Below are 15521 nucleotides of genomic sequence, written 5' to 3'. Positions count from 1 at the left end.
TAAATAACTTGGCCAGTTTATTTTGAAGCTGAGAGATTCGCTTCGTACGTGATATGACAATGTTTATTGTAAGCTAGTTGCATAAGCAAAAGTTAGTTTCTGTTCGAATCATCAATTTCTATGTTTAATGTACTCTCCCACCACACATCTTTATTTCCATTTAAATAATTATAAATTAATTCCCTGAATGGATAAGGTTGTAAATTCATTTCCTCCAAATCTGCACCATCACACCATAAGAACTCAAGGTTTGATTCATTAGACTCTAAATTTGAGTTATAATGAAACTCATTACATTTAACCTCGAACACTTGATTTATCTCACAATGAAGTATCTCTTTTTTCTCCCATTTGTGTTCCACTACTCCAAGAAAATTTCCGACTGTACAATATATACCTAATTCTTCTTTAATTTCTCTTATTAATGCATCTCTAGCACTTTCTCCAAATTCAACGTGACCACCTGGTAAAAAAGAGTTTGTAAATCCTTTAGCTTGTACAAGCAAAACTTTATTATCTTTTAAAAAAATTCCTCTTACTAAATGGTGAAAAGTTTTTTGCAAAGTATTTTTCCTCCTAATTACAATTTTATATGTACATATTTTCTATAAAAACAATAGAATACCTAACATTTTCTTATTAAACTATCTTGCCATTATGCTGAATAAAAACGGTTTATAAAAACAATTCCATTTCACCATCTTTTTTAGTAAAACCCATTTTTTTATATAGTTGTCGCCCATCCTTAGAAGCGTGCAACCAAACTCGCTTAACTCCACTTTTTTTACATTCATCAATACATTTCCCAAGTAAATCTCTTTCTAATCCTTTACCACGAAACTCAGTGGCTGTGTACATATTTAGAATATAGGCTTCAATCCCTTGCAAATTCTCTAAATAAGGTGGTCTTTTAAATAAGACCATCCCACTAATACTTACTGGTACCCCATTATGTTCTACCATAAAGGATATAAATTCATTTTTTGAAAGTGCAGTATTCAAATATTCCCTAGTTGAGGTTTCAATTAGATACTCTTCATCAAGAGAGTTTAATTCTCCCAATTCATTTAAAAGCTTCAATCGTAAACTTATTACTTGCTCAATATGTTCATGAGTTACTTTAATAAAATTGAACAATTAAACACTTCCTTTTTTCTGATTTTTTATATGTATACCCTTTTTACCTTTCATACTAGCAAGCTATAAGGCTTCATAATATCTAATATAAAAAACAAAGCAAAAACAATTAAAAATGTCGGAAACATTACTACTCTGTACTTTTTAATATCCATTATATATCTCCTAATATCCATTAGATATCTCCTAGTCAACTAAATGAGAATTATCAATTATTATTCAATTCCTCATAGCCGTTTCGAATTCGTAAAAACTTCTATCACCTGTATACTAACATTAGTTTGAAAAGTATTACTTTTATATTTGTTACAATATTTATACATAAAAAAAAGATACCCAATATGGCATCTAAAATTAAAAGCGAATATATATCCCAGTCTTATCATCAGAATGAATCTTACTTTTCAACTCTTCCATTTCTAATCGTTTTGAATATTCCTCCAATCCAATCTCTTTGATTACTTTAAAAGAATGGATCAAATTAAACGTCGGATGAAATAATCCATCACTGATTAGTAAAATTGACTTTAAATTATTTGTATCAATAGATCCCAATTGAATGTAGTTTGCGACAACTTCAGTTCCATTTGCAACTGAATAACCATCAACTGTATTAGCCATACTTCGATTATAAATAAGTTGATGTTTAATAGACTGGTAGTATGATTCATCTGGTAAAATCATCCCTTGCTTCCGTTCCTTTTCTCGTCTCATTTTTGCCCTTGTACTTATATTCTTCACAGTATCTTTTGTCAATATTTGAATTTCTCCATTATGGTATTCTGCTAATATCATACAATCCCCAAGTTGAGCAAATGATACCTTTTGCTTATCAAATTTTATAATAGCAACACATGTTGACCACAGTTCCTCTGGACGATTTATGTCTATGTTATTTACCTTCATTTCTTTCATCAGTCTTCTATTTGCTAGAATAATTCCCTCTGATAGAGTCATATCAGCTCTAAAATAATTTTTAAAATACTTCCTAAATAAATTTGAAGCAATATATGCTCCATTCATGCCATCAGCATTCTTATATGGAGTAATTGGTGTTGCTCCATCAAAAACCCCATATACATTTATTTCATTGTTTACTACCATTGCATCCTCAGACACTTTTTTTGAAAGAGACATTCTAGCACTAGCACTAATCTCCATATTTTTCTCACCACCAAACAAATGAATTTGCAGGTCTTTAAATTAATATGGAACACAAAAAGGATTATGTACTTTTTCTATATAAATCCTAAAAATTTGGCTCTTTTAAAAAAAACTGTATAGAACTAAGTACTTCCATAACTGGTAAAGAGTTTCCAAAATTTAACAAATTTTCACATAACTGAAACCTCTTGTTAACAAAAACTTATTATACTTAAACATTGTTGCTTGTAAGACAACAAAAATTCAAAAAAGAAGGTGTATCATGAAAAAACGTATTCAATCAAAAAAGCTATTATCATTAGTTGCTGGAAGTGCAATTGCAATCACATCATTACTCAGCAATGATCAGAAAGCATTCGCATGGTCTGACGAGGATGTTCACAATCAAGATCATAGTACACATCATTTTATCGTAAATGGCAGTGTCAAACTTATTGCCGAAAATATGAATCCTGCAATCAACAAGCCTACAACTTTGCTTAATCAGTTTCGCGATCGTTGGGAACAGGGTTTATACGATGCAGATCACATTAATCCTTTTTATGATACGGGTACATTTATGTCACACTTTTATGATCCAGACACACAAACAAATTATACGGGGGCATCTTATCCAACAGCTCGTCAATCAGGGGCGAAGTATTTTAATCTAGCATCGGATTACTATAAAAAAGGCGATTTTAACAATGCATTCTACTACTTAGGAGTATCTTTACACTATTTTACAGATGTAACACAGCCTCTTCATGCTTCAAATATTTCCAATCTAGATCATAACGCACCGGGCTATCATTCGAAGTTTGAAAATTATGCGGAAAGTATTCAAAATCAAATGACAGTACCAAATTCAGGTTTATATAATTGGGTCGCTTCAACTGATCCTGAAGCATGGATTCATCAAGCTGCTGTACAAGCAAAATCCGTTTTACCTCAAGTTTGGAATGATACGATCATTAATTACTTCTGGCAAGCAGCTTACAGTAATTATTATTCTGCCATGTGGAAGAACGAGGTAAAAAATCCGACTCTTGTTCAGTTAAATCAAGCAGAACGAGAAACTGCTGGATTCATAGATTTGTTTTTTCGCGTAAATAGTGTAGACATGCCTGTGACTGTATATAAGGAAAATGCTTTTGGCGGTGCATCAGAAATACTAGGATCCGGTAATTATGATTACGATCAGCTTGTAAAAGGTATTGGCAATGATACGATTTCTTCTATTCATATTGCACCAGGTTATCAAGTCACTTTATTTTCAGATTCAAATTATAAAGGAGCATCGATTGTTCTTACAGAAGATGTTAATGATTTAGGCAATTTTAATCATCAAATTTCAAGCTTAAAAATCGTGAAAATCTCAGCAATTTCTAAGTAATCAGAGGCAATGCAGGCTGAAAGTTATTATATGATGAGAAGACTTACATAAAAGACCCATAAATGGATAATGATGGTATAATTTATGTACATCTAGAAGTTAATCACGGAGGCTTTATGAAAAAAATTTTATTTATTATCTTGTTATTTATCGGTGCTTTTTGTTTAGGTCTATATGATGCACCAACTTATGTATTTGGAATCTTTTATGTTGCAGTTCTTTTCTTATTTTTTTGGACGATGTTTTATCCATTTTATTTTTCAAAAAATCTATCACATATCGAACGTTTTCTAAGTAAGCAATCAAAAAAATCAATCCTTTATTTTCTTTATTCAATTACTAACCATATGCACGATGAAATCGAACAGTCGTATCAATCTGTTATGAAGAAACGAATTAACCCTTCAAAAAAAGCTGTTTATCAAGTTGTATACGGCTTTTCAAATAAAGATTTGCCATTTATTAAGGAACGAATTGATTTCATTAAAGTACCTGAGTGGAATTCATACTACAAAACACTTCTATTTATTGAAGAAAATGAATTAGAAAAGGCAAAAGTAACAAAGGACTCAATGCGTTCAAAGAAATTCAAAAACGTACTTGAGTTCGAACTTTTACTTAAGGAAAACAAACGTGATGAAGCGAAAACATTATTATCTCGTTTGATTTCAAATTCAAGAGGCTATCATTATTACATATTATCTAAGCGATATGAAGAAACATTTAATACAAAAGAGAAAATATAATCTTGCTAAACGGGGCGGTATTTCCGTCCCTTCTATTTAAACAAAATTCCTTGTCGCAGACGCGGCTTTTTTTATGGAATAAAAAATTATTTAAAAATAGTATAGTCCTATCGGATAAGTCATCATATAATAGTAAAGGTATTATTTTTACAAAAAAAAGTGAGGTGGAACATTTTTATGGGTAGTCCCAGTATAGGTGAGTCGGATAATTTACCGACGACATCAGAGGAAGTCATACAATTGAATATCCGAGGAGGATTACATCATAAAAATGTAATCCAACTTTTATAAGCTTTTGAAGGCTTCCTCTAGAAAAGAGGAGGTTGGAAACATGGTGCACAACATTTGGAAGCAAATTAACTTTAAAAAACAAGTTGAGAAACCAAAAAAAATTCAAGGGTTTGATATTGATTTAAACCAAGAAAACTTATCACGTATCGACCGATTAGTGGATCGTTATGAGTCAGAAATTCTGCAACATTTAGATAGTGATTACACCCAACGAACAAAATTTGCTGATAGAATTGCAGATAAAATCGCAGAATTTGGTGGTAGTTGGAAATTTATTATTTGGTTTAGTTGTACACTTGCTGTCTGGATGATATGGAATAGCTTATCTTTCACGAAAGCTTTTCATTTTGACTCTTCACCTTTTATCTTGTTGAACTTATGTCTATCTTTTATTGCAGCATTTCAAGCACCAGTCATTATGATGAGTCAAAATCGTCAAGCAGTAAGGGATAAACATGAATCCGTTATCGATTTTGCAATCAATTATAAAGCAGAACAAGATATTGGTGACATGCAAAGTCGACTAAACAATATAGAAAATCAATTAGCTGAGATTAGAGATTTACTTAAACAAAAAAATTAAAGATATTGATATAAAAGAATAATTATAGTGAGAATTCCCTTATAGAAGACAGTCAAAAGAAAAGATTGTTCTGTCCTATGGTGGGGATTTTTTTATGGGGATAGTAATATCTTGGAGACACTTCTCGAGTAAAATTTCCAATCATTATAAAGATAATTGGCCGTTCTTCTAGAAAGAATTAGAGCAATTTTACAGTTTACCATTAGAAATTAACTAGTAATGCCTAATTTTTTTGGAATAATACCCAAACTGGTATGAGTATTATTTTAACTTATTTGCTGTTTTAGAAATTTTAATTGCAGTTATGTTGATTTTATTTGCATTTTTAATAATTTTAATTGTAGTTTTACTAATTTTAATTGCAGATTTCCTAAATTTATTTGCAGTTCACCTTTTATTTGCACGTATAAGCCTCTTATTTGCAGAACCACAATACTTATTTGCAGTACAAACCCTAGCGCTATCCGTACTTTTCACAATTGTTTTTCATCCAATATTGTCAACTTACAAAAAAAGCACCCCCAAAAAAGAAGGTGCCTCGTTCTTTATACTAATTCATTAACCTCAACCTGTGCCAAATCCCCAGCTGCTTTCACACGTACACGAGTTGCATTACCTGGCAAGTAAGCCAATGGCACGTCCTCAATATCAACAATGACAAGATTATTTGGATCAGCACCTGCCTTGATTGCTTCTTTTTTCGCCTCATCCTTTGCTATTTCCAGTGCTTGATCACGAGTTAATTCCACTAATTTATAAATTCGTTCTACTTGACCACTTACCTGTGAAATAGCTGCGCCAATTGCGTTGGCTACACCTGAATGTTGCGGTCGAATGACTTCTGAAGCTCCATTTAAATTTTCAGGAAGAAGGATGCTTCCACCCCCAACTAGAATAACCGGCACATCTTCTGCACTTGTTTTCATCTTGTCGATTGCTTCTTCAACTAACTCAACCATTTTCACATAAACTTTATTTAATAGCTCCTTATCTAGATGAGCTACTTTTGATGCATCTCCTAGCTCGACTTTTCCAAGAGCAACTGCTACGTCTGTTGTAGTTAATGTATCTCCACCGAAAATTAAGCTTTTTTCTGGAAGGCGATACCCGACACTATCAGGTCCAACTGTGAATTCTCCATTATCCTTGATTCGAATAATCGTTCCTCCGCCAAGTCCGATTGAAATTAGGTCAGGCATACGGAAGTTTGTTCGCGCTCCGCCTATTTCGACTGCAAGAGAAGATTCACGTGGGAATGATTGAATTAAAACGCCAACATCTGATGTTGTACCACCTACGTCTACAACAATTGCATCTGAACTTTTAGTCAGATAAGATGCTCCACGTAGTGAGTTCGTCGGACCGCAAGCGATTGTAAAAATAGGATATTTCACGGCATATTCTACAGACATTAACGTACCATCATTTTGTCCGAAAAATACCTTTGCTTCTATCCCTTCGTTTTTTAGTGCATTAATGAATCCATCAGCCGCTGTTTTTGCAACATTTACAACTGTAGCATTGATAATCGTAGCATTCTCTCTTTCTAGTAATCCTACAGAACCGATTTCCGAAGATAATGAAATCGCAACATCTTCTCCAAGAACTTCCTTAATAATTTCACTTGCTCTTTCTTCATGCTCTTTCGAAACAGGTGAAAATACAGAAGTAATCGCTACCGAATCAACTTTCCCTTCGATTTCATGCGCAATTTGGTATAAATGTGCTTCATCTAAAGAAACAATCTCTCTACCATCGAATTCATGACCACCGCGTACTAGATAGACATATTTACCAAGTGCTTCACGAAGATCATCAGGGACACCAACTAGAGGTTTTACCGCTAAAGTAGCTGGAGCTCCAATCCGAATCGCTGCGATTTTATTTAATCTCTTTCTTTCAACGATTGCATTTGTACAATGTGTAGTTCCTAGCATCGCGTATTTTATTTGTTCTCTTGGTACATTCGCATCGCCGATAATTTTCTTTAATGCTGTATAAATACCTGTTGCAACATCTTCTGTTGTAGGTGATTTCGTTTCAGATACTACTTGATTATTTTCATCTAAAAGCACTGCATCAGTATGCGTTCCTCCAACGTCAATGCCAATTCTATATGTACTCATTATAACGTCACTCCTTTTTTAACAAGTTCTTCTACTGGAATATAGTCAACATCGTAGCCAAAGTATTTAGGCCCTACTGTTTCAATTCCTTTTTCTGTTCTCCATTTTGGATGACAAGGAATTCCGACTACTACGCATCTTGCGCCATATCGAATACCTTCTGTTGTAATTGGAAGTCCTGTTTCTGCATCAAGTACAGCAATTAAATCCGGTGTGACACAAAGTAAACGCTGATCTGTTTGGGCTAATAAGTGTTCATTTTGGAAACGAACTTCTAATGTTTCCCCTTTATATTCATTAATGCCCTCAAATGTTGCGATCCCTTTAGCAAATCCGCTTTCAGTTTTTCTGTTAATATCTGTTACTTTTCCACGGAATAGTTCAAAGCCTTTCGCACATTTTAATGCTTCTTTAACTGGATCTGCATTGTTTTCTTTTGCAAGTCTGATTGCTTTTCCTAACTCTTCTTCAAGTTGAAGAATATTACGGATTCCACTATCTTTTAAATTTTTTCCTGTCATCGGATAAATGGCAGTCATGACAGAACCACCCATTTCGATCGTTGCTGCACGAGCTATCCGTTCAGTCCAAAGATTGTTAATTGTTGATAGAACAGAATTATTCCCTTTCTCATCAGCAAGAACCATTGGTGTTGCTGAAATGCCGTCTAAGTAAAATGTAACCATTTGTAATTCTGGAAATGCTCTTCCCATGCCGTCTACATCAACAACAGGTAATCCTAGCTTTGCTGCAAGAGCAAGAGGGATCATCGAATTCAGACCACCAGCCTCGATTGGCATCGTTGCATAAATTTTCTTTCCTAAATAAGATTCAAGGTTTTGAAATGCACTAAACATCTCTTCACCACTTGGAACTTTTTCAAGCAATACAGTTGGAGCACCCATCATCGCTGATGGAACAATTAATGCATCATCCGGTACTTCATCTACATCTAATAAAGTGATTTCGCCATATTCTTCAATCGCTTGTAAAGCCATTAACTTACCTATGTATGGGTCTCCCCCGCCTCCTGTACCTAGTAAAGCAGCACCTACAGCAATATCTTCAATTTCCTGTTTTCCTATTTTTCTCATTTTTAGAATACCTCCAATATTCAGAAATCTTACGCGGTAATTTTTTCATCCACTACTCGTTTATTTTTAATTGCTTTTAAAATTAAAACACCGAAGTAATAAACAATTCCACTTAATACAAGTGAGTTAATTGATGGAATACCAAATTTTATAAAATAACCAGCTGCAAATCCTGCTGCCCATGCGATTAATGTCACTGGATTAATCTTTTCAGGTTCCGCCGGTAAAGTTCCCTTTTCCTTACTTTCATCTAACGCTTTTCGATATGTTTTTAACACAAAGTAATCAATGACCATAATTCCGGCAATCGGTGGAATCATGACGCCAAGGAAAACTAGAAAATCTACAAAACGGTCAAGAATACCAAGAATCGATAATAAAGATCCGATTAATCCAATTACAAGTGTTACAATTCCACGATTTACTTTCATTTTAAAAATTGTATCGATAATATTCGTAAATCCTAAAGAAGAAGAATATAAGTTCAAGTTATTGATTTTTACCGTAGAGAAAACAACAACTGCTGCACCAATCCAACCAGATGTTTGTAGCATAATACTCACAACATCATTTGTTTTTGCAGCATGTGACATCAATACAGCGATCATGCTAACTCCTAATTCACCCACTAAAGTACCTATTGTCGTCATCCAAAAAACATCTTTACCACTTCGAGCAAAGCGACTAAAGTCTGGTGTAATAACAGCACCGATCATAAATCCTCCGGCAACCATTGTTGCACCAACTCCAATTGAAAGTGACTGACCTGGAGGAGGCGTTCCTATTAAACTAATAATCGAATGATCACTAAGAACTTTATAAACTCCAAATCCTACTACGATCAGAAAAGCAGGTACTGCAATTTTCGCTGTTAAGCTTAATAGTTTAAATCCAAAAATAACTAAAACAGTTACGCCTATTCCGGTAATCGCAGCAGCCACGGGAAGGATCAATTTACCATTAGTTGCCTCGACTAAACCATTTGCAAAAACTGAGTTCTGTACGCCAAACCAACCAATACAACAAATGGAAACAACAAAGCCGATAATACTGGAGCCATATCTACCAAATCCGGTCCAACGAGACAATAGACTAGTAGAAAGTCCTTCGCGTGCCCCGGCATAACCTAATAGAAAACTAACAATTTGCAGCAGAACACTTCCGAACATCGTCGCCCAAAACGCCTGCCAAAAAGTCATACCATATCCTAATGAAGCACCCAACATAAACTGAGATAATGTTGCTAAAGCACCAACACGCACAAGCATAATATCCCACATCGGTAATCGAGCCGATTGAGGAACCCTTGATAGTGAGTAATCATCTCCAATACTTGACTTATTTTCCATTAATCTGACCTCCCCATTATTTTTCACCAGTTAATAAACCTTTATTTATTGTGAAATTCCATTCCAAAACTGATTAAATGTTAAATCCAATCTTGTATATATTTCCTCTTCACTATGTCGATGCATTTGCCAGAACAGCCCGTCCATTATACATTGGAACGATATAGCTAATGCATGACAATCCGAATCCTTCATTTCTCCTTTCTCGATCCCAAGTCTAAAAATTTCAGAAAGAATTTTATACTCATCTAGCTCCATTGAACCAAATCGTTTCATAATATCATCTTTTAAAAACTCTGGTGGAGATGTCATCAGACGAACTAGAATTTTAGCTTTTAAACCCTCTTGATATTGAAAATCGATCGCTGATTTTAAAATAGAGTAGAGTTGAACTTTAGTAGATTGATTGCTTTTACACTGTGATTCTACGATTGATAAATGCCCATCCAAAGTTTCCTTATATACAGCTAGAAAAATATCATCCTTTCCCTCAAAAAAAGCATAAACAGAAGGTGCCTTAATCCCAACTTCATTAGCTATTTCTCTAAGTGTCATTCCAGAATATCCTTTTTTTGCAAATAACTTTGTTGCTGCTTCTTTAATACTTTCTTTTGTTGATTTTGTCGTTTTAGTTGTCATCGTTATACAGATCCCCCTAATAAAACCTACCTAACACTTGTTAGGTAAAGAGTTAAAAAAATAAGATTGCTAATTTACCTTACTTTTCACTCAATCATTTATATTTTCTATTATTTATTTCTTAAAATACCTAACTAATGTACGTTAGATAACAGCTAAAAAAATAAGGTAGCAACTCCTATCTAACACTTGTTAGGTAAAAGGGTAAAAAAATATGATTGCTCTTTTTTTAGCATGGTGCCTATCTTACAGCGTCCACCTAACACTTGTTAGGTAAAGGGTAAAAAAAATATGATTGCTCTTTTTTAGCATAGTGCCTTTCTTGTAAAGTCTACCTAACACTTGTTAGGTAAGGGGTAAAAAAATATATTAACTAAACTTAATATTTTGGCACTTTCTTGATTCCCTCCATTCACTAAAAAAATATATTGTAGCTATATTACCACCACAAAACACAGAATACAATGATTTTTCAGAAAATATTTTAAATAATTTATGAAAACTCTCAGGTCATCATTTTCTAAAAAGATGATCGCTTTTTTTAAGGCACTAATTTGTCTATTTAGGAATTAATTGAACTACAATTTTTTGTAAATTTTGTGTAATCATACTTCTTTCACAATGAAATTTGATTTATTTTTCCATATTAGTGATATACTTAAATTATTAAATCCCTATTATAGGAGGAATGAAAAATGAACGAACAAGAATTAAAAGAATATCGTACAAATGTCATTTCATCACTAGAGGAAGAAATCGCTTATTATCAAAATTTAATTAAACTAACAAGACACAGCAGACTGAAAGAAAGCCATACATATAATCTTAAATTCATGCAAGAATTATTAGACGCTGAAAAAGCTGATCAAAAATAATTAATAATGGAGAGGTGCCTTCTAAGTGGAAGGTGCCTTTTTTGATGTTGAGAATGGATAATTTTCATTTATGTGCGACAAGTATTGGCAGTTTAAAAGGCACCTCCCTAAAGGAAGGTGCCCTCTCTTACTTTATTTACTTCAATCCAAAAGCTTTAATAATGTCTTGATTAATACTATTACCTGCATCGTCCCAAGCACTTGCTCTTAATGATACAGAAGATGCATTTTTACGGTTTTCAATTCTAGCTTTCCAGCCATCTTTTTCACGATTTAAATCAACAAGTTCCCAAGTCTTGCCTTCATCATATGAAACTTCTAATGTTGCACCTTTCATCTTACCGTTTCCTGGTGCACCAGCTACTTGAATAGCTTTCATTTCTAAATCGACCCAACGGCCTGATTTTGCATCACCATTCATGTCAGTTTCTACATTGTAATCAAGCGAGATTAATGGAAGTTCTGATTGATATTGTTCTTGTTCTTTAGACCAGAATGTCCACTCTGTATGTGTTTTTACAGAATTATCAAAGCGTTGTGGGTCGCGCCAAGCATCACTAACTACTTTATACTGCGTATTTGCAGTTGGGTATTCGTTAAATGAGTAGATCGCTTGTCCTTTTGCTTCTTTTACTAGTTTTGATCCTTGGTATAGTTTTAATGTTTGTGAACCTGGATAATTAGATTCTGAACCTGTGCTTCCTACCCCAGAATCAGCCCATGCAGGAATGTTGATGACTAAGTTGTTTCCTGTACGATAAGGTTTCCAGAAGCCATCACCTAAACGAGGACGAGCAACTGGTGAGAACCATTCTTCATCTAATGTTGTTCCTGGTTTGTATGTTGCTTTTGGTTGGCGTACTTCCCAAGCCGCATCTAGCACGCTAGCTTGATGATACCAAGAAGTGCCTTTTTGAGCAGAAACCCATTCAGTTCGAACTGATGGTAAATTTAATTTCATTTGGTAACCTACTCCATTTGGTCGGTAAGATGGAATATCCCAACGGAATTCGCCACCTGCTGTAGCTTGATCTGATTTGTATTCAGCATTAATTTTTACAAGGTCGCTCGCTTTAGGTGAATAAGTTACGTCATTTGGAATTGCATTGTCATGGTTGTCAACAAGATCATAAACGTATTTCGTATTAGGAGTACCTACTACGTCAAGTTTTACTTTTTTGTCTTTTGCTTGCTCAATCAGTTTTTTACCTTCTGTTTGACTGATTGCTACAACCGAAATTGGAGAATCTGAAAGTGAATAATCATCATTTTCAATTCCAACATATTCACTAATTTCTTCTGGTCCATCATTTACAGTAATAACTAGTTTTGCACCTGCTGCATATGCTGCTGCTGAGCGCTCCATACCAGTTACTTCATCACTTCGATCAACGATAACAGCCTTACCTTTAACATTTAATCCCTTATAATCGGCTGGAGCCCCTTTACCTACATAAACAGCGTCTAAGTTGTATTTTCCATCTAGTAATGTACTTCCAGCTTGTGGAATATCATCTAATTCATTGCCTTTGAAATTGATTGTCATATATGGTTCAATCAATCTCCATCGCGTGTTAAATGTAAATTTTCCATTTTTAACTTTCTTAGTTGGCTCAGCATACATCTTATCAACTGTAACAGGCATCACATAGATGTCACTAACATTGCTGCCATCAATTTCACGATAATATTCCATTTTTCTAAAACTTGCTTCTGCTTTATTTGGTACGTTTGCTGTAATTTCATTCGCTTTACGTGCATCCAATGTAACAGTTTGAGGACCATCTAAATTAATTTCAGGATTTCCAACAAGTGCAACGCCAGCGTGGTCAGTGTCAGTATCAACATCCATCATTGACATTGCAGAATAAGTTCCTGGTTTTAGGCGTAATTCAGTTGTACCATTAACTGCAATAAAATCTGGAACACCATCTGGGCCAAGTAGATTAATATACGCCAAGGCAGGGTTACCGTCGCGTCCAATTGCTTTTAACGTTAGTGGATATCTTTCCTCTTCTTTAATCATTGCCAAGGCAGTATGCACAACTGTTTTACCATCAACATTTGCAGAAATCTGACCTTGATATCGTTGTCCATTAGCACCTACGTTCGGATCAAGTGTTACAGTAACTTTTGCACTACCTTTTGCCGGTACAGTTACTTTGTTCGTTGAAAGTTTAAATAAACCAGCAGGTGCATCTGCATCGCTATTATCAGTAATTTTCGCTGATAAGTCTAACGTCACAGCCTTATCACTGTCGTTAGTGTACGTAATTGTTTTCTCTTTCGAAGCATCATTTTCATGAGGCCAAGCATAGAAACCAAAATCCAGTGAACCTGTCGCACGCAAATCACCAAGAGTCGCTGCTGCAACATCAAGACGTCCAGTCCCACCTTCTAACGGCTTAATATCATCTAATTTTTTAGTTGTACTCATTAATGCATCTTTCAGCTGTGCGCCTGTCCAATCAGGATGGCGTTGGGAAAGAATTGCAGCCGCTCCTGCCACATGTGGCGTAGCCATCGACGTACCACTCATCGAAAGATAAGATCCACTTCCTTGCGTTGAATATTGAGATCGTGCTGCAGTAATATTTACACCTGGTGCTGTTAGATCAGGCTTTAATCCCTCACTACCAAAACGAGGACCTTTTGATGAGAAATAAGCAAGATTATCTGATTTATCAACTGCACCAACTGTAAGTGCCGCATCTGCTGCTCCAGGAGAACCGATTCCTTCACGACCTGTATTACCAGCCGCAATAACGAACAGAGAGCCTGTCTCAGCACTTAAATTATTAACTGCTTGTGCCATCGGATCCGTTCCATCACTTGACTCATCGCTTCCTAAACTCATACTGACAATCTTGGCATTATGTGCAGCCCACTCCATACCATCAATAATCCATGAATCAAGTCCAAAGCCTTCATTGCTTAACACTTTTCCTACAATTAAGCTTGCTCCTGGTGCTACACCTTTATATTTTCCACCTGATGCTGCCCCTGTTCCTAGTACAGTAGATGCAACATGAGTACCATGTGCATGAAAATCGCGTACATCTTGATCTGGAACAAAGCTTTTTGTTTCTTTTATTTGACCAGCTACATCTGGATGCTGTGCATCGATCCCTGTATCAAGAACTGCAACTTTTACGCCACTTCCGTTGTAACCAGCATTCCAAGCAGTCGGTGCCCCAATTTGTGGAACACTTTGCTCAAGCGTTGCCTTAACACGACCATCTAACCAAATTTTTTCAATTCCAGGTATAACTAATGACTTTGTCGATTTTGTAGAATCCGCAGATTTTATATTTTTCTTAACATCTTGCCAAAACTCTTTCGAATCCTTCTTATCTGCAGAAAGCGCTGCCCCATTTATACTTTCAAGTTCATGTGTTTTCTCTGAAGCTTTTAACGTTGGCTTTGCACTTGAGCGAGTTTTAGACTCTGAATATTGTACGATAACAGGTAATGTCTTTTGAGAAGCATCATCGTATCCATCCTCTATTAGTTTCGTAATATTGAATAGATCTCGATCTAATGCACCAGAAGCTAAGTAAGGCATCGCTTGTTTTGGAATAACATATGTATCCTTATTGACTGTCATGATATGTGAACCACCTTCAGCTTTATCCGCTGGCTCAACACTAATCACACTTTGTCCATCTGCAAACTCTGTTACAGTTACTACATCACCTGTAATAAGAGTAATCACATGCTTCCCTGTACTTGCTTTTGCGTTAATTCCTTGAAGATTCGTTTCTACAGCATTACTATTTGATAAATTTGAAACATTATTGCTTGTCCCAGCAGCTAACGCTTGAAAAGTCGGAACAGCAATAAGAGCTGTCGTCATCATCGCAGTAACATACTTATTTAACCTTGGCTTTCCTGTCATCTTACACTCTCCTATTCTGATAAAATAAATAAAGCGACTTCTCATATGAATCTATTAAAATCGATTTTAATCGTTCATATCCAAACCACTTTTTAAAAAGCACTCTACATTATCAAAATATAAAGAATATTCAATAATTGGTCAATTGGGTTATTTAAGCCCTGGTTTATCAGCGTTTCTTTAAAATGCACTAATTTTTCTAATCATTTTCAAATGAAATTAACCCACTTATTTTCACAAAATA

At 35.0% G+C, this 15521-nt stretch carries 12 protein-coding genes; 4 read left to right on the top strand and 8 right to left on the bottom strand.

What is annotated here, in order from left to right; genetic code table 11:
• Positions 1 to 92: 92 nt before the first annotated feature.
• The 3 genes from ACFWM3_RS18415 to ACFWM3_RS18405 form a co-directional block, all read right to left on the bottom strand.
• Positions 93 to 563, bottom strand: coding sequence for an NUDIX domain-containing protein (locus ACFWM3_RS18415; protein ID WP_390312391.1), 471 nt, complete (start codon positions 561 to 563; stop codon positions 93 to 95).
• Positions 564 to 675: 112 nt separating this feature from the next.
• The gene (locus ACFWM3_RS18410; RefSeq protein ID WP_390312390.1) at positions 676 to 1137 is read right to left on the bottom strand and encodes a GNAT family N-acetyltransferase; all 462 of its coding nucleotides are present in this window, start codon (positions 1135 to 1137) and stop codon (positions 676 to 678) included.
• A 354-nt stretch (positions 1138 to 1491) separates the two neighbouring features.
• The gene (locus ACFWM3_RS18405) at positions 1492 to 2298 is read right to left on the bottom strand and encodes a protein phosphatase 2C domain-containing protein (RefSeq protein ID WP_390312389.1); all 807 of its coding nucleotides are present in this window, start codon (positions 2296 to 2298) and stop codon (positions 1492 to 1494) included.
• A 265-nt stretch (positions 2299 to 2563) separates the two neighbouring features.
• Between ACFWM3_RS18405 and ACFWM3_RS18400 the strand changes: the two genes are divergently transcribed.
• The 3 genes from ACFWM3_RS18400 to ACFWM3_RS18390 all read left to right on the top strand — a co-directional run bounded on the left by ACFWM3_RS18400 (position 2564) and on the right by ACFWM3_RS18390 (position 5296).
• Positions 2564 to 3676, top strand: a complete 1113-nt coding sequence (locus tag ACFWM3_RS18400) for a zinc dependent phospholipase C family protein (RefSeq protein ID WP_390312388.1) — start codon at positions 2564 to 2566, stop codon at positions 3674 to 3676.
• 116 nt (positions 3677 to 3792) lie between these two features.
• Positions 3793 to 4422, top strand: coding sequence for a hypothetical protein (locus ACFWM3_RS18395; protein WP_390312387.1), 630 nt, complete (start codon positions 3793 to 3795; stop codon positions 4420 to 4422).
• 331 nt (positions 4423 to 4753) lie between these two features.
• Entirely contained in the window at positions 4754 to 5296 is a 543-nt protein-coding gene (locus ACFWM3_RS18390) for a DUF1003 domain-containing protein (protein ID WP_056474329.1), read from the top strand.
• A gap of 545 nt (positions 5297 to 5841) precedes the next feature.
• Here the strand turns inward: ACFWM3_RS18390 and ACFWM3_RS18385 are convergent.
• Genes ACFWM3_RS18385 through ACFWM3_RS18370 form a run of 4 tightly spaced genes read right to left on the bottom strand, consistent with a single transcriptional unit; the run spans position 5842 to position 10504 of the window.
• Positions 5842 to 7422: a hydantoinase/oxoprolinase N-terminal domain-containing protein gene (locus ACFWM3_RS18385; RefSeq protein ID WP_390312385.1), complete on the bottom strand. Its 1581-nt coding sequence runs from the start codon at positions 7420 to 7422 to the stop codon at positions 5842 to 5844.
• Positions 7422 to 8516 (bottom strand): S-methyl thiohydantoin desulfurase family protein, encoded by a 1095-nt coding sequence (locus tag ACFWM3_RS18380; RefSeq protein ID WP_056474338.1) that lies wholly within the window; start codon positions 8514 to 8516, stop codon positions 7422 to 7424. The genes ACFWM3_RS18385 and ACFWM3_RS18380 overlap by 1 nt, the downstream gene beginning before the upstream one ends.
• Positions 8517 to 8545: 29 nt before the next feature.
• Positions 8546 to 9865 (bottom strand): purine-cytosine permease family protein, encoded by a 1320-nt coding sequence (locus ACFWM3_RS18375; protein WP_390312384.1) that lies wholly within the window; start codon positions 9863 to 9865, stop codon positions 8546 to 8548.
• A 45-nt stretch (positions 9866 to 9910) separates the two neighbouring features.
• Complete coding sequence (locus tag ACFWM3_RS18370; RefSeq protein WP_056474343.1) at positions 9911 to 10504, bottom strand: TetR/AcrR family transcriptional regulator; 594 nt, start codon at positions 10502 to 10504, stop codon at positions 9911 to 9913.
• 695 nt (positions 10505 to 11199) lie between these two features.
• Here ACFWM3_RS18370 and ACFWM3_RS18365 point away from each other — a divergent pair.
• Positions 11200 to 11379, top strand: a complete 180-nt coding sequence (locus ACFWM3_RS18365; protein WP_056474344.1) for a hypothetical protein — start codon at positions 11200 to 11202, stop codon at positions 11377 to 11379.
• 136 nt (positions 11380 to 11515) lie between these two features.
• Here the strand turns inward: ACFWM3_RS18365 and ACFWM3_RS18360 are convergent, their stop codons facing one another.
• A complete protein-coding gene (locus ACFWM3_RS18360; RefSeq protein WP_390312383.1) occupies positions 11516 to 15277 on the bottom strand; it encodes a S8 family serine peptidase in 3762 nt (1253 codons plus the stop codon).
• Positions 15278 to 15521 lie beyond the last annotated feature (244 nt).

The organism is Gottfriedia sp. NPDC058432, from assembly GCF_042721555.1.
Taxonomy (GTDB): domain Bacteria; phylum Bacillota; class Bacilli; order Bacillales; family Bacillaceae_G; genus Gottfriedia.
The sequence above is the reverse complement of the archived record's forward strand: the minus strand, read 5'-3'. Positions and strand labels throughout refer to the sequence as shown.